The 25,129-nt window shown below is 70.7% G+C and carries 23 protein-coding genes; 16 read left to right on the plus strand and 7 right to left on the minus strand.

Translation table 11 applies throughout. From position 1 onward, the window contains the following. Positions 1-127: 127 nt before the first annotated feature. The 7 genes from RBS60_RS18315 to RBS60_RS18345 all read left to right on the plus strand — a co-directional run bounded on the left by RBS60_RS18315 (position 128) and on the right by RBS60_RS18345 (position 5,982). Complete coding sequence (locus RBS60_RS18315; protein WP_307958978.1) at positions 128-1,249, plus strand: histidinol-phosphate transaminase; 1,122 nt, start codon at positions 128-130, stop codon at positions 1,247-1,249. Positions 1,250-1,297: 48 nt separating this feature from the next. Beyond that, positions 1,298-1,930 carry an imidazoleglycerol-phosphate dehydratase HisB gene (gene hisB, locus RBS60_RS18320; RefSeq protein WP_307958979.1) on the plus strand — a complete coding sequence of 211 codons (633 nt, stop codon included), beginning with the start codon at positions 1,298-1,300 and terminating at the stop codon, positions 1,928-1,930. Positions 1,931-1,986: 56 nt separating this feature from the next. Further along, positions 1,987-2,703 carry an imidazole glycerol phosphate synthase subunit HisH gene (hisH, locus tag RBS60_RS18325; protein WP_307959032.1) on the plus strand — a complete coding sequence of 239 codons (717 nt, stop codon included), beginning with the start codon at positions 1,987-1,989 and terminating at the stop codon, positions 2,701-2,703. 3 nt (positions 2,704-2,706) lie between these two features. Further along, positions 2,707-2,865 carry a hypothetical protein gene (locus RBS60_RS18330; RefSeq protein ID WP_307958980.1) on the plus strand — a complete coding sequence of 53 codons (159 nt, stop codon included), beginning with the start codon at positions 2,707-2,709 and terminating at the stop codon, positions 2,863-2,865. Positions 2,866-2,968: 103 nt separating this feature from the next. Beyond that, on the plus strand, positions 2,969-3,709 hold the full coding sequence (priA, locus tag RBS60_RS18335; protein ID WP_374049311.1) for a bifunctional 1-(5-phosphoribosyl)-5-((5-phosphoribosylamino)methylideneamino)imidazole-4-carboxamide isomerase/phosphoribosylanthranilate isomerase PriA: 741 nt from the start codon (positions 2,969-2,971) through the stop codon (positions 3,707-3,709). Next, positions 3,710-4,630 (plus strand): SseB family protein, encoded by a 921-nt coding sequence (locus RBS60_RS18340; RefSeq protein WP_307958981.1) that lies wholly within the window; start codon positions 3,710-3,712, stop codon positions 4,628-4,630. 44 nt (positions 4,631-4,674) lie between these two features. Further along, on the plus strand, positions 4,675-5,982 hold the full coding sequence (locus RBS60_RS18345) for an MFS transporter (RefSeq protein ID WP_307958982.1): 1,308 nt from the start codon (positions 4,675-4,677) through the stop codon (positions 5,980-5,982). A 66-nt stretch (positions 5,983-6,048) separates the two neighbouring features. Here the strand turns inward: RBS60_RS18345 and RBS60_RS18350 are convergent, their stop codons facing one another. Then, a complete protein-coding gene (locus RBS60_RS18350; RefSeq protein ID WP_307958983.1) occupies positions 6,049-6,456 on the minus strand; it encodes a DUF1844 domain-containing protein in 408 nt (135 codons plus the stop codon). A gap of 274 nt (positions 6,457-6,730) precedes the next feature. On the opposite strand from RBS60_RS18350, the gene infC reads away from it, so the two are divergent. From infC to RBS60_RS18375, 5 genes are all read left to right on the plus strand, one after another. Further along, entirely contained in the window at positions 6,731-7,987 is a 1,257-nt protein-coding gene (infC, locus tag RBS60_RS18355) for a translation initiation factor IF-3 (RefSeq protein WP_307958984.1), read from the plus strand. Between the two features lie 173 nt (positions 7,988-8,160). Next, the gene (gene rpmI, locus RBS60_RS18360) at positions 8,161-8,355 is read left to right on the plus strand and encodes a 50S ribosomal protein L35 (RefSeq protein WP_307958985.1); all 195 of its coding nucleotides are present in this window, start codon (positions 8,161-8,163) and stop codon (positions 8,353-8,355) included. Between the two features lie 98 nt (positions 8,356-8,453). Next, positions 8,454-8,837, plus strand: coding sequence for a 50S ribosomal protein L20 (gene rplT, locus RBS60_RS18365; protein ID WP_307958986.1), 384 nt, complete (start codon positions 8,454-8,456; stop codon positions 8,835-8,837). 144 nt (positions 8,838-8,981) lie between these two features. Then, complete coding sequence (locus RBS60_RS18370; protein WP_307959034.1) at positions 8,982-9,878, plus strand: RNA methyltransferase; 897 nt, start codon at positions 8,982-8,984, stop codon at positions 9,876-9,878. A gap of 102 nt (positions 9,879-9,980) precedes the next feature. Continuing rightward, positions 9,981-10,901: a cation diffusion facilitator family transporter gene (locus tag RBS60_RS18375; RefSeq protein WP_307958987.1), complete on the plus strand. Its 921-nt coding sequence runs from the start codon at positions 9,981-9,983 to the stop codon at positions 10,899-10,901. Between the two features lie 4 nt (positions 10,902-10,905). Here the strand turns inward: RBS60_RS18375 and RBS60_RS18380 are convergent, their stop codons facing one another. Then, positions 10,906-12,048: an MFS transporter gene (locus RBS60_RS18380; protein WP_307959035.1), complete on the minus strand. Its 1,143-nt coding sequence runs from the start codon at positions 12,046-12,048 to the stop codon at positions 10,906-10,908. A gap of 264 nt (positions 12,049-12,312) precedes the next feature. On the opposite strand from RBS60_RS18380, the gene RBS60_RS18385 reads away from it, so the two are divergent. Then, positions 12,313-12,774, plus strand: a complete 462-nt coding sequence (locus RBS60_RS18385) for a (deoxy)nucleoside triphosphate pyrophosphohydrolase (RefSeq protein ID WP_307958988.1) — start codon at positions 12,313-12,315, stop codon at positions 12,772-12,774. A gap of 114 nt (positions 12,775-12,888) precedes the next feature. Here RBS60_RS18385 and RBS60_RS18390 read toward each other — a convergent pair whose 3' ends face one another. The 3 genes from RBS60_RS18390 to RBS60_RS18400 form a co-directional block, all read right to left on the minus strand. Then, a complete protein-coding gene (locus tag RBS60_RS18390; protein ID WP_307958989.1) occupies positions 12,889-14,019 on the minus strand; it encodes an Rv2578c family radical SAM protein in 1,131 nt (376 codons plus the stop codon). 93 nt (positions 14,020-14,112) lie between these two features. Continuing rightward, positions 14,113-14,754, minus strand: coding sequence for an SIMPL domain-containing protein (locus RBS60_RS18395; protein ID WP_307958990.1), 642 nt, complete (start codon positions 14,752-14,754; stop codon positions 14,113-14,115). Then, on the minus strand, positions 14,751-15,179 hold the full coding sequence (locus tag RBS60_RS18400) for a hypothetical protein (RefSeq protein WP_307958991.1): 429 nt from the start codon (positions 15,177-15,179) through the stop codon (positions 14,751-14,753). The genes RBS60_RS18395 and RBS60_RS18400 overlap by 4 nt, the downstream gene beginning before the upstream one ends. Before the next feature lie 34 nt (positions 15,180-15,213). On the opposite strand from RBS60_RS18400, the gene pheS reads away from it, so the two are divergent. From pheS to RBS60_RS18415, 3 genes are read left to right on the plus strand one after another with little or no spacing between them, the layout of a single operon-like run. Further along, a complete protein-coding gene (gene pheS, locus RBS60_RS18405) occupies positions 15,214-16,305 on the plus strand; it encodes a phenylalanine--tRNA ligase subunit alpha (RefSeq protein WP_374049312.1) in 1,092 nt (363 codons plus the stop codon). A gap of 4 nt (positions 16,306-16,309) precedes the next feature. Continuing rightward, entirely contained in the window at positions 16,310-18,856 is a 2,547-nt protein-coding gene (gene pheT / locus RBS60_RS18410) for a phenylalanine--tRNA ligase subunit beta (protein ID WP_307958992.1), read from the plus strand. Positions 18,857-18,878: 22 nt separating this feature from the next. Next, positions 18,879-19,616 carry a 4'-phosphopantetheinyl transferase superfamily protein gene (locus RBS60_RS18415; RefSeq protein WP_307958993.1) on the plus strand — a complete coding sequence of 246 codons (738 nt, stop codon included), beginning with the start codon at positions 18,879-18,881 and terminating at the stop codon, positions 19,614-19,616. 35 nt (positions 19,617-19,651) lie between these two features. Here the strand turns inward: RBS60_RS18415 and RBS60_RS18420 are convergent, their stop codons facing one another. Then, complete coding sequence (locus tag RBS60_RS18420) at positions 19,652-21,025, minus strand: M1 family metallopeptidase (RefSeq protein ID WP_307958994.1); 1,374 nt, start codon at positions 21,023-21,025, stop codon at positions 19,652-19,654. Continuing rightward, the gene (locus RBS60_RS18425; RefSeq protein ID WP_307958995.1) at positions 21,022-25,023 is read right to left on the minus strand and encodes a Pls/PosA family non-ribosomal peptide synthetase; all 4,002 of its coding nucleotides are present in this window, start codon (positions 25,021-25,023) and stop codon (positions 21,022-21,024) included. Before RBS60_RS18425 ends, RBS60_RS18420 begins: the two co-directional genes overlap by 4 nt. Between the last annotated feature and the right edge of the window lie 106 nt (positions 25,024-25,129).

Below are 25,129 nucleotides of genomic sequence, written 5' to 3' on the forward strand. Positions count from 1 at the left end.
GGGGCGCAGAACGTGGGGGCGCCCGCGGACGTGTCACGAAGAGATCCACCACTATCGATCTACCACTATCGATCCACCACTAAGGTGCGAATGCGGGCCGTTGCTGGCGCTGGCGTAGGCTGGACCGGTGGATGAACGGCTCGAACGACTGAATAGGCTCCCCCTCCGCGAGGACCTCCGCGGACTGCATCCGTACGGCGCTCCGCAGCTGGACGTCCCTATCCAGTTGAATGTCAACGAGAACACCCACGGCGTTCCGCAGGACGTTCAGGATGCGATTGTCGAGGCTGTGCGCGGCGCAGCCGCGGGCCTCAACCGCTACCCCGACAGGGAATTCACGGAGCTGCGCGCATCGCTCGCAGACTACCTAGGTCACGGCCTGACCGTAGAGCAGCTCTGGGCAGCCAATGGCTCAAACGAGGTCCTCCAGCAAGTCCTGCAGGCTTTCGGCGGCCCAGGCCGGTCCGCACTCGGATTCCCGCCCACGTACTCGATGTACCCGCTGCTCGCCTCGGGCACGGGCACCGCCTACCTCAAGGGCATCCGCGCCGAGGACTACGGCCTCTCGGCAGAGTCGGCCGCACAGCAGGTACGGGAGCTGGCGCCCAGCATCGTGTTCCTGTGCTCGCCGAACAACCCCACGGGTACGGCGCTGGGCCTGGACGTCGTCGAAGCGGTCTACGAGGCCGGTGAAGCGAGCCAGACCATCGTCATCGTGGACGAGGCCTACGCGGAGTTCGCGCACCTCGGGACGGAGAGCGCGCTGGCGCTCCTGCCGGGGCGCCCGCGCCTGATCGTCACCCGCACCATGAGCAAGGCATTTGCCCTCGCGGGCGCACGGCTCGGCTACCTTGCGGCGGCGCCCGAGATCGTCGACGCACTCCGCCTCGTGCGGCTCCCGTATCACCTGTCGGCCGTCACCCAGGCCACGGCCCTCGCAGCGCTCCATCACCGGGCTTCCCTCATGGCAGAGGTCGAGGAGATCAAGCACCAGCGTGATCGCATCGTCAAGGAACTCGATCGGATGGGGCTCAGGCCGGCGGCATCCGATTCGAACTTCGTCTTCTTCACGGGACTCCGCGATGCCCAGAGGATCTGGCGCGGCCTGCTCGAGGCTGGCGTCATCGTCCGTGACGTCGGGATCCCGGGCAGCCTCCGCGTCACCGCTGGCACCGAGTCGGAGACCACGGCGTTCCTTACGCGTCTCGAGGAGCTCCTCAGCCAGGAAGGGCAGGGGTCTGCCGCCTAGAATGGACGCAGACCCCTGCCAGAATCCTTACCAGAAGGACAACTATCCATGAGCACCGAGCTGCAGACCGCCCTCGTGACCCAGCGCACGGCGCGGATGGAGCGGACCACGAGCGAATCGTCTGTTCTCGTCGAGATCAATCTCGACGGAACGGGCCGTGCGGACATCTCAAGCAGCGTCCCGTTCTACGACCACATGCTCACGGCGCTATGCAAGCATTCGCTCATTGACCTCACGGTCAAGGCGACAGGGGACACCCACATCGACGTGCACCACACGGTCGAGGACATCGCCATCACGTTCGGCGAGGTGCTCAAGCAGGCGCTCGGGACGAAGGCCGGAATCCGGCGGTTCGGCGAGGCATCGATTCCCCTCGACGAGGCCCTCGCCCACGCAGTCGTCGACGTCTCGGGTAGGCCCTACCTCGTCCACTCCGGCGAGCCCGCCGGGCAGGAATACCACCTCATCGGCGGCCACTTCACGGGCTCGCTCACGCGCCACGTCTTCGAGGCCATCACGCTCCACGCGGGCATCTGCCTCCACATGACCGTGCTTGCCGGCCGCGATCCGCACCACATCGTGGAGGCCCAGTTCAAGGCGTTCGCGCGCGCACTCAGGGCCGCAGTCGAGCCTGATCCGCGCATCGGTGACGCGATCCCCTCCACCAAGGGCGCCCTGTGACTGGGGCGCCCGACGCGCTCCCGGACGCCCCTGACGGCACTGAGGGGGCCGTCGTCGTGGATCCGCGCCACGTGAGCGAGAAGGAGCCGGACCCGCAGGGGCGACCGACCGTCGTCGTGCTCGACTACGGTTCCGGAAACGTCCGATCCGCGGTGCGCGCGCTCGAACGGGCCGGCGCCGCCGTGACGCTGAGCGCCAAGCCGGAGGATGCGCTCCACGCGGACGGCCTCGTGGTCCCCGGCGTGGGCGCGTTCGCGACGGTCATGGAGGAGCTCAAGTCGGTCGACGCCCTGCGGATCATCGGACGGCGGGTGGCCGGCGGGCGGCCCGTGCTCGCGATCTGCGTCGGGCTCCAAGTCATGTTCGAGAAGGGCATCGAGCACGGCGTCGAGGCCGAGGGCCTCGGCGAATGGCCCGGAACCGTCGAACTGCTGCCCGCAACGGTGGTCCCGCACATGGGCTGGAACACCGTGACCGTGCCCGAGGGGTCGAAGCTCTTCGCCGGCGTCGAGAACGAGCGCTTCTATTTCGTGCACTCGTACGGCGTCCAGAGCTGGGACTTCGAGGTGGCACAACCGCTCATGGCTCCGCCGCTCGTCACGTGGAGCGAGCATGGGGCCCCGTTCATCGCCGCGGTCGAAAACGGCCCGCTGTGCGCAACCCAGTTCCACCCCGAGAAGTCGGGCGACGCCGGGGCACGCCTCCTGCGGAACTGGGTCGATTCGCTCAGGAAGCCTGCCACGCCCGTGGCGTCTGGCACAGAGGCGTCCTGACGCATGTGGTCAGTACTGCTCTTCGGCCTTGCGGGGCTGCTCGTGGGCGGCGCATTGTCCTTCCGCAAGCAGGGCCTGCCGAACTGGACCTGGATCGCCTTCGGTGTGCTCGCCGCCGCCGCACTCGTGGCGGCGTATCTGCTGACACTGCCGTCCGCGTGAGCCGCGGCCGCAGAAGCCTGAAGCCGCAGGCACCCGGCGCCGCAGGCATCTGACGCCGCCGAGACCGTGCCTGCTGGGAATCGTGACATGTGAGGGAGACATCATGACCGCTGAGGAGCCGATCCTCGAACTGCTGCCCGCCGTCGATATCGTTGACGGCCAGGCCGTCCGGCTCGTGCAGGGCGAAGCCGGGAGCGAGACCGGCTACGGGTCCCCGCTCGACGCCGCGCACGCGTGGCAGGACGCCGGTGCCGAATGGGTCCACCTCGTGGACCTCGACGCCGCGTTCGGCCGGGGGGACAACCGGGCCCTCATCGCCGAGGTCGTCTCGAGCCTTTCGCTCAAGGTCGAGCTCTCCGGCGGCCTCCGCGACGATGCGTCCCTCGAGGAGGCGCTCGGCCTCGGTGTCGCCCGCGTGAACCTCGGCACGGCGGCCATCGAGAACCCCGAGTGGACCGCGAGGGCCATCGCGCGCCACGGCGACCGGATCGCCGTCGGGCTCGACGTGCGGGGTACAACCCTCGCGGGCCGAGGCTGGACCAAGGAGGGCGGCAACCTGTGGGACGTGCTGGCCCAGCTCGAGGACGCCGACTGCGCGCGCTACGTGGTCACCGATGTGACGAAGGACGGCACCCTGCGGGGCCCGAACGTCGAGCTCCTCAAGGAGATGTGCGCGCGCACCGACCGGCCCGTCGTCGCCTCGGGCGGCATCTCGAGCCTCGATGACCTTCGCGCACTCCGCGACCTCGTGCCGCTCGGCGTCGAGGGCGCCATCGTCGGCAAGGCCCTCTACTCGGGCCAGTTCACGCTCCCGGAGGCGCTCGATATCGCCGGGCGGCGCTAGGTGCCGCACGAAGACGGACAAGCGCACGAGCACCCTCACGCGCACGACGGCGCGGGGTCGCCCAGTGGGCAGCGGCACCTCCCCGGGCACATCGCCGCAGCCCTTGCGCGCGCTGGAAGCCCCTCAGATTCGGCCGGCCAGTCGTGGTCAGGCCGCGACCTGAGCGGCGAGGGCAACCCCCTGCACCAGTTCGACACGGATGACGGGACCGCCGACCAGGCGGTGGCCGAGGCCCTCGCAAGGCTCGTGGTGGGCACCGACGACGAGGTGGGCGTCCACCGCGCGCTCGCAGCGGCGCGCGTGTTCGTTGCCGTCGTCGCGAGCCTCGCTGAGGGTGGGATGGGCGAGCATGGCTTCGCCCAGGACAAGGAGGCGGACATGGCGCTCGTCACCCTCTCCGCCCCGGACGGCCGGAAGGCCCTCCCGGTCTTCACATCGGTTGAGCGACTCGAGGCGTGGCACCGCGAGGCGAGGCCGGTGGCCGTGTTCGCGCCGCGCGCCGCTCTCTCGGCAGTCTCCGAGGGCGCAGAGCTGCTCGTGCTTGACCCCGGCGCGGCCTTCACGTTCGTACTTCGCCGCCCCGCGGTGTGGGCGCTCGCCCAGCAGCGCGAGTGGAGGCCGTCGTACGCGGACCCCTCACTCGTGGCGGACGTGGAGCGGGCCGTGGAGGGGCTTGCTCCTGTCCGTGGCATCGAGATCGGACCGGGCGCGGGCGTCGCCTCGAGGGACGCCTCCGGTCGGGTAGTCGCGGGCGGGGGCCCCGGTCCTGAGCTGCGTCTCACCCTCGCGCTCGCTCCCGGTTTGCCAGCCGAGACGGTGCGTGAGACGGTGTCAGAGCTGAACAGCAGACTCGCTGGCAGCCCGCGGTTCGCGGAGTCCGTGGACTCGATCGAGCTCAAGGTCCGCTCCGCCCCCAGCTGAGTTCCGCCCAGCATCCCGGGCGGCGCACATCACGAGGAAGACTCATGGATTTCGCCCAGTACGGGCAGCTCTGGCGACGGAAGGAAGTACGCCGCCTGCTGCTCGTGGCGATGGTCGCGAGGCTCCCGCATTCGGCCGCCGGCGTCCTCCTGACGCTGCACGTGGTCCAGACGCTCAACCTCGGGTACGGCGCCGCGGGCGCGGTCGCTGCGGTCCTGACGATCGGGATCGCCCTCGGAGCGCCCTGGCGGGGGCGGCGCGTGGACACCGCCGGCCTGCGGTCCGCCCTCATCCCGTCGGTTGTGGCCGAGGCCGTCGTGTGGGGGGTGGCTCCACATCTGGACTACCCCTGGCTGCTTGTTGCCGCCCTCGTCGGAGGCCTCTTTGCGCTGCCGATCTTCTCCGTGGTCCGGCAGTCCCTCGGCGTCATGACCCACGCCGCGCAGCGCCGCACCGCGTTCGCGCTGGACTCGATCTGCACCGAGGTCACGTTCATGGTCGGGCCCGCGCTGGCAGCCGTCGTCGCCGTCAACGTCTCCACGGTGTGGGGGATCACTGCGGTGGGCGTGTCGGCGGCCCTCGCGGGCCTTGCGCTCATGTGGTTCAACCCACCGACGCGTTCGGGCCAGCCGGGCGCGGTGACGGGCATCGGCGAGGTCCTCGACGGCGCGGACCTGCCCTCGGGCAGCGCTTCGGCGGAGTCGCCCGCACCGACCGAGATCGCGTCGGGCCAAGCTGACGGCTCGTCCGGCCTGCGCCTCCTGCTGGGCAGGACCCGCGGGGGAGTCGCCTGGGTGAGCGTCGCCGTCGTCGTGGTCATGGCCGTCGCGGCCGGTGCCGGGATGGTCCTGTCGGGGACCGACGTGGGTATCGTCGCCCTCCTGCGCGGGCACGGAGAGGGCGTGCAGCTCGGCGTCGTGTTCTTCTTCTGGTGCGCCGCCTCGCTCGTGGGCGGGGTGCTGTACGGGGCCGTGCACCGGGCGGTGTCACCGCTCGTGCTGCTCACGGCCATGAGCGTGCTGACCATCCCGTTGGGCTTCGCCTACGACACGATGAGCCTGAGCCTGCTCTCGATCCTCCCGGGGCTGCTCTGCGCGCCGACCCTGTCCGCGGCGTCGGAGCGGGTGGCCGAGCTCGTCTCCGAGGATCGGCGGGGTGAGGCCATGGGCTGGTACGGCTCCGCGTTGACGGCGGGGACGGCTCTCGGCTCGCCGCTCACCGGCACGCTGATCGACTCGATCGGCCCCTGGGCCGGGTTCGTGGGCATCGGTGCTGCCGGAACCCTGCTGTGCGCCGCGGGGATCGTGGCGCAGGGCGTGCGACGGCGCCGCTCGCCTCAGGCTGCAGCGTGAGGCGAGCTGGCCCGAGGGGCCAGTTGACCCCGAGGTGCCAGTTGACTCCCAACTGACTCCGAGCTGTCAGTTGACGGGGCCCGTGTACTTCTCGCCCGGGCCCTTGCCCGGCGCATCCTGGATCGTGGACGCCTCGCGGAACGCGAGCTGGAGTGACCGGAGGCCATCGCGCAACGGCCCTGCGTGCTGCGAGCCGATCTCGGGGGCTGCCGCCGTGACGAGTCCGGCGAGGGCCGTGATGAGCTTGCGGGCCTCGTCGAGGTCCTTGAGGTTCTCGGCATCCGCCCCGGCCGCCAACCCACACTTGACCGCCGCCGCGCTCATGAGGTGAACCGCCGTCGTCGTGATGACTTCAACGGCCGCGACCTCGGCGATGTCGCGCACTTCGGCGCTAACGTCGGTGGCGTCGGCGGGCTGGTCGTCGGCGAAGCTGTGGCGGTGCTGCTCCGCGGGGGAGGAGGGGCTGGTGGTCATGCTGATAAGCTTGGCACAGACCGACTGGAAGTCGTTACACAGTTGACGAAGCCCACACGGCAGGCCTCCGAGATCACTCGATGGCACTGTTGCGGGTTTTGCTGCGTTCACCCTGTATACTCGACTGATAGTTTGCAAGCGGAGATCACCTCCCACCTGTCGGCGTCCGAGCCTCACGGCCGGAAAGCTGCCGGGTACTCAGGTTGGCCGGGGCGGCATTGCCGTTCCGAGCAGGCTCGCCCCGTGAGGGCGTGCTCCCATCCGAGGCCTCCGATTGCACCGGCAATCGGGGGCCTTCCTTGTTGCCGGGGCACGTCCGTCAAAGTACAGGAGCCTGAACATTAGCGATCCACGCATCAATGATCGAATCCGCGTCCCCGAGGTTCGCCTCGTCGGCCCTGCGGGCGAGCAGGTGGGTATCGTGCGCATCGAGGATGCGCTGCGACTGGCAGCAGAGTCAGATCTCGACCTGGTCGAGGTGGCGCCGCAGGCCAAGCCCCCGGTATGCAAGCTGATGGACTTCGGCAAGTACAAGTACGAGGCTGCGGTCAAGGCGCGCGAGGCCCGTAAGAACCAGACGAACACGGTTCTCAAGGAAATCCGCTTCCGCCTCAAGATCGACAAGCACGACTACGAGACAAAGACGGGCCACGCCCTGCGCTTCCTCGGCGCCGGCGACAAGGTCAAGGCCATGATCCAGTTCCGCGGCCGTGAGCAGCAGCGTCCCGAGATGGGCATCCGCCTGCTTCAGCGCTTCGCTGAGGACGTCGCCGAGGTGGGCACGATCGAGTCCACCCCGCGCATCGACGGCCGCAACATGGTCATGGTCATCGGCCCGCTCAAGAACAAGGCCGAGGCCAAGGCGGAGGCCCGCCGTGCTGCCCAGCGTGCAGCGGACAAGGCCAAGGCAGAGGCGGCGAAGGCCGCTCCCGTCACTGAGGGCCAGTCGTCGATGACGCAGTCGATCGGCGATGCGCTCCCGCCCGAATTCCTCGAGGCCGCGCGGGCCCGCGAGGCCGCCGTCGAGCGGGAAGCGGCTGCCGCGGCACAGGCATCTGCAGACGAGGCATCGGCTGTTGAGAGTGGCGCAGCGGCCCTTGAGGTTGATGCGTCGGCCATCGAGGTCGAGGAGCCCGCGGCCGAGGTCGAGGAGTCCGAGGTCGAGGAGTCCGCGGCCGAGGCTGAGGCCCCGAAGGCGGAGGCACCCGTGGAAGCCGAGCCTGTGGAGGCCGAGGCACATGCCGCTGCGGAAGCCGAGCCTGTGAAGGCCGAGGTGCCCGCCCCCAAGGCGCAGGCACCGAAGGCCCCGGCACCCAAGGCGCAGGCGCCGGCCGCAGCTGCGGCGAGGCCCGCAACGCCGGCGGCCCCCGCGCCGTCGGCCGCACGGCCTGCGGCTCCGCGTCCGGCGGCACCGGCCGCTGGCGCGCCGAAGCCGGCCGTTCCTAAGCCGGGGGCTCCGCGCCCGGCAGCACCGAAGCCCTCCGCCCCGAAGCCGACGGCACCCCGGCCGTCCGGCCGGCGGGGCAACTAGCCAGACCCGGTCCGGGCCGTCTCTGTTCGTCAGAGCGGGGGGACCGGCCCATCGAGTCCTCCGGCCGCCGGTCACGCACCGGCGGGCGGTAGCAACCAGTCGGCCTGCGCGAGCAGGCCGCGAGAGAAATCCGCGGCCACCGTGCCGCGGGAAGCAAAAGGAGATCGGTTCCCATGCCGAAGATGAAGACGCACAGCGGCGCCAAGAAGCGCTTCAAGCTGACCGGTTCCGGCAAGCTCAAGCGCCAGCAGGCCAACCGCCGCCACTACCTCGAGCACAAGCCGTCGACGCTCACTCGCCGCCTTGCGGGCGACAAGATCGTCACGGGCGGCAACGCCAAGGTCATCAAGCGGATGCTCGGCATCTAGTTTCTTCCACCCACCGGTCCTGATCCAGGGGCCAACAGCCATCCCCGGCCGGACGCACTGCGTCTGGGTGTCTGGGAGAGATTCAAAGGAGTACGCACGTGGCACGTGTGAAGCGGGCAGTCAACGCCCTCAAGAAGCGCCGTACCGTCCTCGAGCGGGCGTCCGGCTACCGTGGTCAGCGCTCGCGCCTGTACCGCAAGGCCAAAGAGCAGCTGCTGCACTCGTTCGTGTACAGCTACCAGGACCGTCACAAGCGCAAGGGCGACTTCCGCCGCCTGTGGATCCAGCGCATCAACGCTGCGTCCCGCGCCAACGGCCTGACCTACAACCGCCTCATCCAGGGCCTCAAGGCCGCTGAGGTCGAGGTTGACCGCCGTATGCTCGCCGAGCTCGCCGTCTCCGACGCGGCCGCGTTCTCGGCCCTCGTCGAGGTTGCCAAGAAGGCCCTCCCGGCCGACGTAAACGCCCCGGCCGCCAAGTAGCATCCGCGGGGCCGACCGGTCCCCAGCGGACCAGGCCCGTCGCGTTCCACAGCGCCCGCACAGCCCCCCAGCTGCGCGGGCGCTGTTGCGTCCCCGGGGCATTCCGCGCCGTCGGCCCGAAGCCCTCGCTAGAGTTGGTCCGTGATGCCGAGCGAGACCATGACCAACCCCCGAGCCGACCGTGTCCGCGACGTGGCCAAGCTGGCCACCCGAACGGCCAGGAACCGACGCCGGCAGTTCCTGGCGGAGGGCCCGCAGGCCGTCCGCGAGGCGCTTCGCCTCGACGCTGCGCGGCGCGCGGACGGCAAGGAGCCGGCCGTCGTCGAGCTCTACGCGAGCGAGGCCTGCCTCTCGCGGTATCCCGAGATCGCACATCTCGCCGAGGGGACGGGCCTCCTCCGGCTGGCCGACGATGACGTGCTTGCGGCGATGGCGGACACCGTGAGCCCCCAGGGAATCGTCGCGGTGTGCCCGATGCTCGATGTTCCGCTCGATGCCGTCCTCGCCGCCCGCCCGAGGCTTATCGCCGTCATGTGTCGCGTCCAGGATCCCGGGAACGCCGGGACGATCCTCCGGGCCGCCGACTCGGCGGGCGCCGACGCGGTAGTCCTCACCTCCGGCAGCGTAGACATCTACAACCCCAAGGCGGTCCGCAGCACGGCGGGCTCACTCTTCCACGTCCCCGTGGTGCTCGCCGCTGAGACTGCGGCCCTCGTCGACGCGGCACGCGCCGCTGGTCACGGGGTCCTCGCAGCCGACGGCGCAGGTCCCCTCGATCTCGACATCCTCCAGGACGAGTCAGCGGCACGGCGGGCGGGTGGCGTCCAAGCATCCGACGCGGCCGCAGCGGGCAGCGGGTACCGGCTCGAGGGGCCAACGGCCTGGCTCTTCGGCAACGAGGCGCAGGGCCTGAACGAGGCCGAGAAGGCCCTCGCGGACCACCGGGTCGCGGTGCCGCTGTACGGCCGGGCCGAGAGCCTCAACGTCGGCACCGCGGCCACAGTCTGCCTGTACGCGAGCGCGCGGAGCCAGCGGCGCTGACCCTCACGGATGGCGTACGCCAGCTACCCAGCTCAGCCGGTAGCTTGGTCTTCGTACGGCGCCGCACGCACCCGCGGGGCCGATCACTCGAAAGGAATCTTCATGGCTTCTGGCGGTGGGACCAAGGCCGTTGTCGCGGCGCTGTCTGCGAATCTGGCCATCGCGGTGATGAAGTTCGTCGCCTTCGCACTGACCGCGTCGTCATCCATGCTGGCCGAGGCGATCCACTCGGTCGCCGACTCGGGGAACCAGGTGCTCCTGCTCGTGGGAGGGAAGCGCTCACGGAAGAAGCCGAATCCGGAGCACCCTTTCGGTTACGGGCGCGAGCGGTACATCTACGCGTTCATCGTCTCGATCGTGCTCTTCAGCGTGGGCGGACTCTTTGCCCTGTACGAGGCGTGGCAGAAGTTCCAGCACCCGCACGGCATCGAGGGCGGCTGGTGGTGGGTACCTATCGCGGTCCTCGTCGGAGCGGTCATCGCAGAGGGCTTGTCCTTCCGCACGGCCATCAAGGAGGCCAGCCATACGAGGGGCACCCAGTCCTGGGTCTCGTACATCCGGAATGCGAAGCAGCCCGAGCTGCCGGTGGTCCTCCTCGAGGACTTCGGCGCCCTCGTCGGCCTCGTCTTCGCGCTGTTCGGCGTCTCCCTGACGGTCGCGACAGGGAACGGACTGTGGGATGCCGCCGGCACCGCGATGATCGGTGTGCTCCTCGTGGCCATCGCCGTCATCCTCGCGGTCGAGACAAGCTCGCTGCTTCTCGGGGAATCAGCCACGGCGGCGGATGTCGCCAAGATCGAGGCGGCCCTTGCCGGCGACGGGACCCGGGTCATTCACCTCCGGACTATGCACCTCGGACCTGAGGACCTCCTCGTCGGAGCGAAGATCAGCGTCACGAGGGGTGCCACGGGTGAGCAGATCGCCCGCTCGATCGACGACGCCGAGGCCCGCGTCCGCGCGGCCGTCCCCAGTGCGCGCCTCATCTACCTCGAGCCCGACATCCCGCGCGGGGACGCGTCCTAGCTCGTCAGGTGAGCGGCCGGCGGCGTTCGAGGACACCGCTGGCGAAGACGATCCCCAGGCCGAGTACGGCCAGGACCGCGCCCACATATGCCGGGGCGACAAAGCCCCAGCCCGCCGCGATGACCGCACCGCCCAGGAACGCACCGAGCGCGTTGGCCACGTTGAGGGCGGAGTGGCTCAATGACGTGGCCAGGGTCGCGGCACCCGGAGCGGTGTCGAGCAGGCGGGCCTGCAGGGCGGGGATCAGGATCGAGCCGGAGCCGCCGACCACGAACACCATGACCAGCGCGAGCGGCCAGATAGGTGCGGCGAGCCCGTAGAGGACCATCACCACCGCCACGGCGGCCAGCGCCCAGTAGATCGTGCCCATGACCGAGCGGTCGGCGAGCCGGCCTCCGACGATGTTGCCCGCGACCATGCCGAGCCCGTAGAGCGCGACGACCACCGGCATGAGAGATTCTGGCAGGCCGGCAACGCCGGTCATCGTGTGCGCGATGTAGGTGTAGGTGGCGAAGAAGCCGCCGAATCCGACGACGCCGACAGCGAGGGCCAGCCAGAGCTGCACCCTCTTGAGGGCCGAGAGCTCGCGCCTGATGCTCGCCTCGGGGTGGGGCGGCTCATAGGGGACGAACCGTGCCACCATGGCGACGCACACGACGGCGATCACGCCCGTGACGACGAACAGGAGCCGCCATCCGAGCGACTGCCCAAGCCACGTGGCAGCGGGGACCCCGAGCACGTTGGCGATGGTGAGGCCGGACATGACCGTGGCGATGGCCCACCCGCGCTTCGTCGGCGCCACGAGTGAGGCGGCGATGACGGCGGCCGTGCCGAAGTATGCGCCGTGGGGGAGGCCCGCTGCGAAGCGTGAGACGAGCATCGCCCCGTAGTCGGCGGCCACGAACGAGGACAGGTTCGCGATCCCGTAGAAGGCCATGAGGCCGAGCACGAGTGCCTTGCGGGGCAGTCGTGCGCCGAAGGCCGCGAGGAGGGGAGCGCCCACGACGACCCCGAGCGCGTACGCGGAGATGAGCTGTCCGGCCTCGGGCGTGCTGATGGCGAGACCGCGCTCGATCTCCTTGAGAAGGCCCATCGTCGCGAACTCGACAGTGCCGATGGCGAATCCGCCCAGACCGAGGGCGAGCATGGCCCAGAACAGCGGGCGCGGGGCGAGCAGCGTCGAGGGGCGGTGGGTGCGCGGAGCGACCGCGTCCGCGGGCTGCTCGAGTAGTGACTGCTCGGGTCGTGTCTGGTGGGGTGGGGCCGAGTCGGCCAGGGGACGTTCGGGCGTTGGCACGGCGTTGTTCCTCGGGTGGCATGGGCGAAGGTGGAGGAACAGCGTTGGCCCTCGGTCCTTGCCAACTCTACGGCGCGCAGGGTCATTCCATGGGCCCTGCCTAGACTGTGACTCGTGCAGACGCAGACTGAGGGCAGCGCGGAACCCGCGGACAACGGAGGGCTCCTGCAGGTCGTGGGCGGCGCGATCGTCGACTCGCTCGAGCGGCCCGTGCGGCTCCTCGTGGCACGGCGGACGGCGCCCGAGGCCTTCGCGGGGATGTGGGAGTTCCCGGGCGGCAAGGTCGAGGCGGGAGAGGCGCCCGAGGACGGACTCCGCCGGGAGCTGCGCGAAGAACTCGGTGTGAGCGTGGTCCTGGGTGACGAGATCCCCGGTCCGCTGGTGCAGGGCTGGCCGCTCAGCGGGGCGGCCGCGATGCGGGTATGGGTTGCGGCGGTGCACGATGGGGCGCCGGCTCCACTCGAGGACCACGACGAGCTTCGTTGGGTCGAGCTCGACGGCGACCGGATCATGGACCTGCCCTGGATACCCGCGGACCTCCCGATCGTCGACGCGCTCCGCAGACACTTGGCTTAGACGCGGGCAGCCGTGTCGACCTGTGCCGCGCCGGGACTCACCGGCTCAGAAGGCGGGCTGTCCTGGAACAAGGCGCTGCCCTAGAAGAGGGCGCCGTCCTAAGAGAGCACTGTCCTAGAACAGGGCATCCTGCAGCGGGGGGCTTTCCTGATGCCGGGGGTTCTCAGAGCCGCCGCGCCGAGCGTGGCCGCCGCCGCGGTGTGCTCCTTCGCCACTGAGCGGGCGTTCGGCGTGGGCTGTGGCATCCCGATGTCCAAAGGCCTCATCGCGCTCGAAACCTCGCCCGAACCCATGCCGCGCTTTGGCCGCAGCAACTCGCTTCCCCAGCCACGAGCGATACTCAGCCGGAGCGTAGGCGCCCTTCGCGTAGAGGCTGCGGTACCGCCCCACGAGGTGTGGATTGGTGCGGGCCAGCCACCCCATGAACCAGTCGCGGGTTCCTGGCCGCAGGTGCAGCGCCCCGGTCGTCACCCCGGTTGCCCCCGCCGCAGCCAGCTTTCCCATGAGAGCGTCCAGATGCTCCTCCGAGTCCGTGAGCCAGGGCAGGATCGGCATCACCATGACGCCGCAGGGCAGGCCGGCCTCGCGGAGGCGCGAGATGAGCGTGAGGCGCGCGGCGGGGGACGGCGTTCCCGGCTCGATGGCCGCTTGGAGCTCGGGGTCCAGCACTGCGAGGGAGATCCCCGCACCGATCGGCACGTTGGCCCCTGCGGCCTTGAGCAGCGGGATGTCACGTGCGAGGAGGGTGCCCTTGGTCAGGATGGAGAACGGTGTGCCGGAGCCTGCCAATGCCCTGATGATCCCCGGCATGAGTGCGTAGCGGCCCTCGGCCCGCTGGTACGGGTCCGTGTTGGTGCCCAGGGCCACGTGCTCTCGGTCCCACGAGGGCTTCGAAACTTCCGCTCGGAGGACCTCCGCGACGTTGACCTTGACGACGAGCTGCCGGTCGAAGTCGAGGCCGGCGTCGAGGTCGAGATACGTATGGGTATTGCGGGCGAAGCAGTACACGCAGGCGTGGCTGCAGCCACGGTATGGATTGACCGTCCAGCGGAACGGCATCGAGGACGCCGGCGGGACCTTGTTGAGCGCCGATTTCGCGGCGACCTCGTGGAAGGTGATTCCCTGGAACTCCGGCGTCCTCACCGTGCGCAGCGCGCCCGCAAGGGACAGGAGGGGCGGCTGGGCCGGGAGGCCGCTGTCCGACCCGGGGAGCGGTTCGGCCACCGTTTGCGTGTTCCATCGCATAGCGTACATTCGAATCTATCTTCGAATTGATGTCAAGCGCCCTGCGCGGGGATGTCGGGTGCGGGGCCCCAGACGCTGCATCCAGACTCAGGTCTAGGCGAGCGCCCACGCGACGATGAGCGAGGCCGAGACCTCGGTCTCGCCCGCCTCAAGGGGCGCGCTGGCCTCGGCCGCCGCGAAGGCCACCCTGCGCATCGGCACCGGCTGGCCGGGCATGCCCCCCTGGGGCCCCGCGTCGATGCGGACCACGGCGCCGAGCCCGCGTCCTGCGAGCTGTGCGAGCCGCTCGGCGCACGCCTTGGCATCGAGGAAGGCAGCCTCCTGCGCCGAAGCCCGGGCCGCGGATTCATCGGAGATCCCGAGTGCGAGCCCATTGATCCGCACGGCGTCACCGCCCGCCGTCACGACGGCGTCGAGCAGGTCTCCGGTGCGCGCGAGGTCCCTCGCCCGCACGGTCAGCCCGCGGCCCGCCGCGTATCCGACCAACCGCTGCCCGCGCCCCTCCTCCCAGGTCATCTCGGGGGTGACGGTGAGCGAGGTCGAGGCGATGTCGTTGCGGGCGACGCCGGCCCGCAGCGCTGCGGCGACGATCGCCTCGGAGGCGCGCGACGCGCCGTCGTACGCATCCTTCAGGCGCTGCGAGCGGACCTCGGAGCCGAGACGGAGGATCGCGAGGTCCGGCACTGCGATGACGGAACCTGTCCCGGTGACGGTGATGGTGTCGGGGTGGCTCATGGTCTCAGATCCTTACGTGGCAGGTAGCCGCCGTCCTCGAGGCCGGCGAGGCGTTCGAACGGGTTGAAGGAGGCCGGGTCGCCGGGCCGTGCGAGCGTGACGGCGGCGCCAGCGAGGTGGCCGGCGAAGTACAGGGGGAGGAACGGCAGCCCGAGGCAGACCGCGTACTGGGTCGCGTGGCGGGCCTCGTGGGCGAAGAGCTCGCGACGCGAGACGAGCTCGGCGGCGCTGCCTCTCGTGAAGACCACGTTCCCCACCGTGAAGGCGCCAGCCACGGGGAGCCTCGGACGGTAGGACTCGGCGACGAACAGCCCGCCGGGGCCGCGGCGCAGGGGCGTCCGTGCCACTGCGGCCATGAGGAGGCCGAGCAGCGTCGAGAGGTTCAGCGTGTTGAGCACAGCCCGTGCCCGGGTCCCAGCGCGCACAGGTGCATAGTAGCCCGTGAATTAGACTTGGCGGGTGCCCGAGACAACGCCCTCATCAGCCGAGATCGAAGACCCTGTGACTGCCCCGAGCGTCCCTGACCCCGTTGACGAGCGGGCGGTCGGCGCCGCCGTGGACAAGGCGATTGCGGCGGTCGCGGCGGCTGCGGACCTCGACGCCCTCAAGGCCGCCCGCATTGCGCACACCGGTGAGAAGTCGCCGCTTGCGCTCGCGAACCGCGCCATCGGGGCCCTGCCGAAGGAAGCCAAGGCGGCCGCGGGCAAGATCGTGGGGGGCGCCCGCGGGCGGGTCAACAAGGCCATCGCCGAGCGCCAGATGGTGCTCGAAGAGGAGAACGACGCCCGCATCCTCCTCGAGGAGACGGTCGACGTCACGGCGGCCCCGCGCCGTCGTCGTGCAGGAGCCCGGCACCCGCTCTCGACCCTCCAGGAGCGCGTGAGCGAGATCTTCGTGGGCATGGGCTGGGAGATCGCAGAAGGCCCCGAGCTCGAGTCCGAGTGGTTCAACTTCGATGCCCTCAACTTCAAGCCGGACCACCCCGCGCGCGAGATGCAGGACACCTTCTTCATCGACCCCCCCGAGGCACATCTGCTCCTGCGCACGCACACGTCCCCGGTCCAGGTCCGCTCGATGCTCGAGCGCGAGGTGCCGATCTATGTGCTGTGCCCCGGCAAGGTCTTCCGCACCGACGAGCTCGACGCGACCCACACGCCCGTGTTCCACCAGTTCGAGGGCCTCGCCATCGACAAGGGCCTGTCGATGGCAGACCTGCGCGGCACGCTCGAGCACTTCGCCCGGCTGATGTTCGGTGCCGACGCCAAGATCCGCCTGCGCCCCAACTACTTTCCCTTCACCGAGCCCAGCGCTGAGCTGGACATCTGGCACCCGGGCGCCAAGGGTGGCCCGGCGTGGATCGAATGGGGCGGCTGCGGCATGGTCAACCCCAATGTCCTCCGCGCCGCGGGTATCGACCCCGACCAGTACTCAGGCTTCGCGTTCGGCATGGGCATCGAGCGCACCCTCATGTTCCGCAACGACGTCACCGACATGCACGACATGATCGAGGGCGACGTCCGGTTCAGCCAGCACTTCGGGATGGAGATCTAGTCACATGCGAATCCCCCTTTCGTGGCTGCGCGAGTACACGCAGCTTCCTGCCGACGCGACGGCAGAAGACCTCATGGCCGACCTGGTGAGGGTTGGCCTCGAGGAAGAAGACGTCCACCGCCCCTCGGACTCGATCCGCGGGCCGATCGTCGTCGGGCAGGTGCTCAGCGCCGAGAAGGAGCCGCAGAGCAACGGCAAGACGATCAACTGGTGTCAGGTCCGGGTAGTCCCGGAGGGCCAGGAGCAGACGCTCACGGGCAAGGGCATCGAGCCCTCCGGCGTCCAGGGCATCGTGTGCGGCGCGCACAACTTCGAAGCGGGGGACAAGGTCGTCGTGACCCTCCCCGGCGCGACGCTGCCCGGGGACTTCCACATTGCGGCCCGCAAGACGTACGGCCACGTCTCCGCGGGCATGATCGCGTCCGTCCGAGAGCTCGGGATCGGTGACGACCACGACGGCATCCTCGTGCTCTCGCGCATCGGGCTCGACCCCGAGATCGGCACGGACGCGCTCGAGCTCCTCGGCCTGACCGACGAGGCCGCCGAGATCAACGTGACCCCCGACCGGGCCTACTGCTTCTCGATCCGAGGTATCGCCCGCGAGTACTCGCACGCGACGGGCACCGCGTTCACCGATCCGGCCGAGCTCGTCAAGGCGCCCGAGACGCTCGGGGGCGGCTACGGCGTCGTGCTCGACGACCAGACGCCCATCTACGGCGTCCCCGGCTGTGACCGCTTCGTGGCGCGCACCGTGCGCGGCATCGACCCGACGCGCCCCACGCCGCCGTGGATGGTCTCGCGCCTGCGTCTGGCGGGCGTGCGCTCGATCTCGCTGCCCGTGGACATCTCGAACTACGTCATGTTCGAGCTCGGCCAGCCGACCCACTGCTACGACCTCGACAAGCTCACGGGACCCATCACGGTTCGCCGAGCCGCCGCGGGGGAGAGGATCACGACCCTCGACGAGAAGGTCCGCTCCCTCGATCCCGAGGACCTCCTCATCACCGACGAGTCGGGTCCGATCGGCATCGCCGGCGTCATGGGCGGTGCCTCGACCGAGTGCTCCGATGACACAGTGAACGTCCTCGTCGAGGCCGCGCACTTCGATACCGTGAGCATCGCCCGCTCGCGCCGACGCCACAGGCTCCCGTCCGAGGCGTCCAAGCGCTTCGAGCGCGGCGTCGACTGGAATGTCGCGCACGTCGCAGCGCAGCGCGTCGTCGACCTCCTGGTCGAACTGGGCGGCGGCACCGCCGACGAGTCCGGGACCGACGTCGGGACGGCGCCGGAGCCCGTGCGGATCGAGCTGCCCGCTGGATTCGCGTCGGGGCGGATCGGCATGGAGTTCAGCGACGAGCTCATCACGCGCAGCCTCGGCGACCTCGGCGCCGACGTTGAGCGGGCCGGCGCAGACTTCGTCGTCACTCCGCCGAGCTGGCGCAATGACCTGGAGACGAAGGAGGACCTGTCCGAGGAGATCGCACGCCTCGTCGGCTACGACAAGATCCCCTCGAGACTTCCGACCGCGCCTCCGGGCCGCGGCTTCACGCGTACGCAGCAGCAGCGCCGGCGCCTCGTCCAGGGGCTCGCCGATGCGGGCCTCACCGAAATCCTCGCGTACCCGTTCGCCACGAAGGTGCAGAATGAGACGTTCGGCGTCGCCGAGGCCGGCGCGCCGCGCAGGGCGGTCAAGCTCGCGAACCCGCTGAGCGAGGAGCACGGCTGGCTCCGCACGTCGCTGCTCCCGGGCCTCATCGACACGGCCAAGCGCAATCACTCCCGCGGCTTCCGCGACCTCGCGATCTACGAGGCGGGCCTGGTGTTCCTGCCCGGCGACGGGGTGCTCGGCACCCCGAGCATCCCGCCGCTCGGCGTCCGCCCGCCCGAGGACGTCCTCGACGCGCTCTACGACGGGCTCCCGGACCAGCCGCTGCACATCGGTGCGGTGTTCACGGGCAGGGAGACCCCGGAGTCGCCCGGCAACGCTCCCCGCGCTTGGGACTGGGCTGACGCGCTCGACGTCGCCCGGCTCGCCGGCGAGGTTCTCGGCGTCGAGCTCGTGGTCGCGCAGGGATCGCATCAGGCGTTCCACCCCGGCCGCGCTGCCCAGCTCTCGCTCTTCTCCGGCGAGGTCGTCGGATACGCGGGCGAGCTGCACCCCAAGCTGCTCGCGGAGCTCGACATGCCGGCGCGCTCCGCCGCGTTCGAGCTTGACGCCGACGTGCTCTTCGAGGCGGCCCCGGACGTTGTCGTGGCGAAGCACCTCTCTGCGTTCCCGGTCGCGACGCAGGACGTCGCCCTCATCGTCGACGCCTCCGTGCCCGCTGACGAGATCCTGGGGTCGCTGCGGGAGGGCGCTGGCGAGCTCCTCGAGGATATCCACCTGTTCGACGTCTACACGGGCAAGGGCATCGACGAGGGCAAGAAGTCGCTTGCCTTCGGGCTCCGCTTCCGCGCCGCCGACCGCACCCTCACCGCCGACGAGGCATCCGAGGCGCGCGCCGCTGCCGTGGCGCTCGCGGCCGAGCGGTTCGGCGCGGTCCAGCGCTGACGGCGTCCCGTCCGCTCGGGAGGTGAGCCTCGGTGCCGGGGATCTCGTGCTGAGGGCCGTGCCCCTCGGCCCCCCGGGCTCGCCGCTTCCGGACGGCGCTCCGACCCTCGGTGAGCTCGAGCGAGCCGCTGCACTGGTCGACGCCGTGCAGCGGCACCGCTTCCTCGCCGGGCGTCTCGCGCTCCGGGCGCTCGTCGCGGGCCTTCTCGGGGTTGACCCGTACGAGGTGCGGCCCGCGTACATGTGCCTCGAGTGCGGGGTCGGTGAGCACGGTCGGCCGGGCTTCGTCCTCGCGCACGACGGCGCCCCGCTTGGTGCGCTGGGCAGGTCCCGTCGGCTTCCCATCGCCGCGAGCATGTCCCGCGCTGGGGGGTGGGCCCTCGTCGCGGCCGACACCTCCCGCTCTGAGCGCACGCTCGTTCCCTTGGACCTCGAGATAAGGCCCGGCGACGCGGAGGTCGGGCGGGGGATGGGGATCGGCGTCGATCTGGTCCGTGTCGCCGACGTCCGCGGCGCGATCCCGGATGCCGCCCTCACCCCGGCCGAGCGGCGTCGGGTGTCGGCGGCCGCTGACCCCGCGGCGGAGGCGGCGCGGCTCTGGGCCCGCAAAGAGGCCCTCCTCAAGGCACTCGGCACAGGACTGCGGACCGATCCGGCATCTGTCGAGGCCCTCGGCGACTGCCGCGTGAGCGACATCGACGCCCGCTCTCTCAAGCTCCCGGAGGGCTTTGTCGCGGCCCTCGCCAGACCCACGCTCTGAGGGTCGCGTTCTGGCTCCCAGAACGGGCGCGGGGGCTAGGTCGGCATGGCAGGGAGCTTGCGCTCGAAGAGCCAGGGGCGCAGGAGCTCGGCGGGCCGGAACCTCCGAGCGCCGGCCCCGACGCGTTCCAGGAGCTCCACGAAATCAGAGGTCGAGGCGTTCCCGTGGCGGTTCTCCTCGCCGAAGGCCTTGAGGGCACGGAGGAACCGGTCGTCGCCGACGGCGCACCGCACGGCATGCAGGGCGAGGGCCCCGCGCTTGTACACGCGGTCATCGAACATGAGGTCGGGCCCCGGATCGCCGATGAGGAAGTCCTGCTTCTGTGCGGCGACGAGCTTCCAGGCGGAGGCCGCCCGGGAGCGCACCGAGCCCTGCCCGGCGTGCTCGCTCCATAGCCACTCGGCGTAGCACGCGAATCCCTCATGCAGCCAGATGTCCTCCCACCGCCGCACCGTCACGGAGTTGCCGAACCACTGGTGCGCGAGCTCGTGGGCGATGAGCCGCTGGGACTCCCAGGACCGGGTGATGTGGTTGCGCCCCAGGATCGAGAGTGTCTGCGCCTCGAGTGGAATCTCGAGGGGGTCCTCGGTGACCACGACCGTGTAGTCGCGGAACGGATACGGACCGAACAGGTCCGAGAACAGCTCGACCATGGCCCGCTGGTCCCGAAGTCCCGCCAGGGCCGCCTGCTTCAGATCGGGAGGAACCGCCGCATACACGCCGACGCCGGGCGAGGCCCGGTGAGGGATGTGCCCGAGCTCGAGGAGCTGGTATCGGCCGATGAGGAGCGTCGCAAGGTAGGGCGCCATGGGCTCGTGGACCTCGTACACCCACGTCTCCCGGCTCGCCTTGCGGCGGTGGCCCACAAGGAGGCCGTTCGAGACGACTCGGTAGCCGGCGTCCGCGGTGGCGGAGATGCGGAACGTGGCCTTCTGGCTCGGATGGTCGTTGCAGGGGAACCAGGTGGGCGCACCGACCGGCTGACCCGCTACGATCACGCCGTCCGAAAGCTCCTCCCAGCCCACCTCGCCCCACTGCCCGTCCGCGGGCCCCGGATTGCCCTCGTAGCGCACCTCGAGGGTGAAGTCCTTGCCCTTCGCGAGCGGGGACGCGGGGGTGATGCGGAGTTCGTTGCCGCGTTGGACCGTCCGTGCGGGCTTGGCGCCGTCCACCTGGGCCTTGAGCGCGCGCATGCCGGTGAGGCTCAGGGTGATCGTCTCCAGCCGCTCCTTCGCGGTGGCGCGGATCCGTGCGCGCCCGGCGAGGCGGTTGCTCGCGAGGCGGATGTCGAGCTCGAGGTCGTAGTGCCGCACGCGGTAGGCGCCGCTCCCGTGGCCGGGCGTGTACTGGTCCGGGAGGGCGCCGTTCTTGGACTTCTTCTTCGGCAGGATGTGCTTGTAGGGGCTCACCGGATGGGTGCCTCCGGCTCCTTCCACGGCACCACGGGATTGCCTCGCCAGTATGAGGCAGCAGGAACATGCTCGCCGCGCATGACGAGCGACGCCGGGCCGACCGTCGCGCCGTCGGAGATCTCCGCGCCGGGCAGGACCACGCCGTGCGGACCGAGGGTGGCACCCTCGCCGAGCACCACAGTATCGATGCTCATGATGCGGTCGTGGAAGAGGTGGGTCTGCACGACGCAGCCCCGGTTGACGGTTGAGCTGGGGCCGAGCGTCACGAGGTCGGCCTCGGGCAGCCAGTAGCTCTCGCACCATGCTCCCGAACCGATCTTCGCGCCCAGGGACCTCAGCCACCACACGAGAGCGGGGGTGCCGGCCGCCGCGCGCGCGAACCACGGCGCCGCGACCATCTCCACGAACGTGTCCTGGACCTCGTTGCGCCAGACGAACGAGCTCCACAGTGGATGCTCGCCGGCGCGGATCCGCCCCACGAACAGCCACTTCGCCACGGTCGCGGACGCCGCCGCGACGCCGCCGGCCACGAGCATGACGGCCCCGCACACGAGGGCGGCAGCCAGATAGCCCCAGGCGGCGGCGAGCCAGTCGAGGGACACGAGGACAGCGACGGCGATCGCCACAGTGAGCACGACCGGCAGCGCACGGCACAGCTCCCACAACGCTCGCGCGACCTTGAGCCGCGACGTCGGGCGGAAGGTCCGCTCGGTGTCGACCGTGATAGCGGTGCGCCGGAGGCGGACGGGCGGGCTCCCGAGCCACGACGAGCCGGACTTGGCCTTCTTGGGGGTGGCGGAGAGGACCGCGACGAGGCCGTCCTTCGGCACCGAGCGGCCCGCCGCGGTCATGCCCGAGTTGCCCAGGAAGGCGCGCTTGCCCACCTTGGCCGGCGCGATTCTCACCCAGCCGCCGCCGAGCTCGTAGCTGGCGACCATCGTGTCGTCGGCGAGGAACGCGCCGTCGGCCACCGTGGTCATCTTGGGCAGGAGCAGCACCGTTGACGCCTCGACGTCCTTGCCGATCTTCGCGCCCAGGATCCTCAGCCACACCGGCGTGAAGAGGCTCGCGTAGATCGGGAAGAGGACGTCGCGGGCCATGTCCAGCACCCGTTCTGTGGCCCAGACCTGCCAGCCTGTGCGGGACCGGATGCGGTGGTAGCCCTCCGTCAGGCCGAGGCCGAGCAGGCGGGTGACCCCGGCGATGAGCAGAAGGTTGAGCGCGAACCACGCGGCGGCCGCGAGGGGCGTCGCCGCGAGGAGCGGCCCCACGGCCTCGTGGAGTGAATGGTGCCCACGGGCCAAACCCACGAGGACGAGAGCGGCCGCTGCGGCCGAGACGAACGGAATGAGGGCCAGGAGCGTCGAGCCCGCGGCGAACGCGCCGATCCACGCACCCTCCCGCATCCGGGACCGCCTCACGGTGGCCTCGGGCCAGCTCGGTTTCGCCTTGCCCACGCGGGTCGCGGGCGACCCGGCGACGCGCAGGCCCTCCTTGACCCTCCCCGAGACGGCCGAGCCGGGGTCGACGACGGCTCCCGCGCCGATGCGCGCCCCGGGCAGGAGTGTGCTGCGGGCGCCGATCGTCGCGCCGGAGCCGATGCTGATGCCCCCGATGTGGACCCAGTCGCCGTCGATCCACCAGCCCGAGAGGTCAACTTCGGGCTCCACCGACGCGCCGGATCCGACGGACAGCATGCCGGTGACCGGCGGTACGGAATGGAGCACGGCGTCCCGGCCGATCTTCGCGCCCAGGGCCCGTGCGTAGTAGGGGACCCACGGCGCGCTCGCGAGGCTCACGGCCTGCGCGAGATCCGCGATCTGCTCTGCGAGCCACAGCCTCAGGTGCACGCTGCCCGAGCGCGGGTAGCGCCCGGGAGCGACTCCCCGCAGCAGCAGGCGCGCGGCCACCACCGAGATGCCCATGCGGCCCCACGGACTCACGAACACGATCCATGACGCCGCGACCCACCACCACGAGAGCGTCGGGGCTGCGGAGAACCCGGAGCCGGTGGCAATCGCGGCGGCTCCCGACAGCAGATTGTTCCCGGCCGCGAGGTACGTGAGCCAGCGCATGCCGACGAGGATGAAGAGTGGGATCCCCATGAGCGTCTGGACCAGCTGGGTCCTGCGGGACGTGGGCCGCACGGTGCGCTCGCGGGGTTCCGTGGACCCCGCTGGCGCGGAGCCGAGCACCGCCTCGACGAGGGCGCCGACGCGGGGGTGGGCGTAGATGTCGGCGACCGTCACCGTGGGGTAGCGCCGCCGCAGCGCCGAGACGAGCTGGGCCGCGGCGAGGGACCCGCCGCCGTGGGCGAAGAAGTCGGCGTCGAGCCCAGGCGCCCTCGTGCCGAGGACAGCGCCCCACTGCTCGACGATCCACGCGGCGTCCTCGGGAAGCTCGAGGTCCGGGCCCTCGTCGTTGTCCTGGCCGGGCAGCGGCCAGGGGAGCGCGTTGCGGTCCACCTTGCCGCTCGTCTTGGTCGGGAGGGTGTCGACGACGGCGAGCACCGGCACGAGCGCCGCCGGCAGCTCGCGCCTGAGGTGCCTGCGGGACGCGGCGAGGTCCGGTGCAGTGCCCTCGACCGGCGCAAGGTAGCCGACGAGGATCTGGTTCCCGGCCGCCGTCGTGCGCACGGCGGCAGCCGCGCCGGCGATGCCGGGGAGCGACTGGAGTGCGGCGTCGACCTCTCCGAGCTCGATCCGGCGGCCGCCGAGCTTGACCTGCTCGTCGGCGCGGCCCTGGAAGAGGAGGCCCGCGGACTCGAACTTGACGAGGTCGCCCGAGCGGTAGGCGCGCTCCCAGCCGAGCGTGGGCATGGGGGCGTACTTCTCGGCGTCCTTGGCCGGGTCGAGGTAACGGGCCAGACCGATGCCGCCGATGATGAGCTCGCCGATGCCGCCCTCCGCGACGGGCAAGCCTGCGGCGTCGACGATCGCGAGGTCCCAACCGTCGAGGGGGAGCCCGATCCGCACGGGGCCGACGCCGTCCATCGGCGCAGCGCACGCCACGACGGTCGCCTCGGTGGGTCCGTAGGTGTTCCAGACCTCGCGGCCGTCCACGGCGAGCCGCGCCGCAAGCTCCGGCGGGCAGGCCTCGCCGCCGAAGATGAGCAGGCGGACGTTCTCGAGCGCCTCGGCGGGCCAGAGCGCGGCGAGGGTCGGAACCGTCGAGACGATCGTGATGCCCCGCTGCACGAGCCACGGGCCCAGATCCATCCCGGTCCGCACGAGGGCCCGCGGTGCCGGCACGAGGCATGCGCCGTGGCGCCAGGCAAGCCACATCTCCTCGCACGAGGCGTCGAAGGCGACTGAGAGCCCGGCGAGGACCCGGTCCTCGGGGCCGATCGGCTCGTCCTGGAGGAACAGCCTGGCCTCGGCATCCACGAATGCAGCGGCAGAGCGGTGCGCCACGGCCACGCCCTTGGGCGTCCCGGTGGACCCCGACGTGAAGATGATCCAGCAGTCGTCCTCGGGGGCCGCCGGGCGCGGTGCGGGGAACGGCTTGGGTCGCTTCTGGTCCACGACCATCGTCCCGCCGCCCCGCAGGATCCCGGCAACCGTCGCCTCGCTGAACACGAGCTTGGCACGCTCGTCCGGGTCGTCGGCGTCCACCGGGACGTACGCGGCCCCCACGAGCATGGTTGCGAGGATGGCCACGTACAGCTCGGTGGTTCCGGAGGGGATGCGGATCCCCAGACGGTCCCCGGCCCCGAGGCCCGCGGCGTGCAGCCTGCGGCCCATCGCACGGACCTCCTCGAGGAGCTCCGTGTAGGAGAGCGCGCGCGTTCCGTCGTCGAGAGCGGGCGCCTCGGGAAAGGCCTCGGCGGTCGCGGTCAGGACGTCGATGAGGGTCCGCGGGTCCGGGGTGCGGTCGGACCCCGGCAGCTGGGGCGGATACGGCTGCCCGGTCTCGAGGGGGCGCGGGGTCTCTGAGGCCTGATCGTCGAGTGGTTCACTCACAGCCGTGCCTTCAGGCTCGTTGGTCGATGTCATCGTGCGGCCATTCTTCCACCGGTGCCTCGGCTCCGGAGGGATCTCGGGGCCGAGGCGCTGGTCACGGCCGGGCATCGCCGGCTGTCAGTGACGACGGCGCGTCAGG

The organism is Sinomonas sp. ASV486 (assembly GCF_030908215.1).
GTDB classification, from domain to species: Bacteria; Actinomycetota; Actinomycetes; order Actinomycetales; family Micrococcaceae; genus Sinomonas; species Sinomonas puerhi.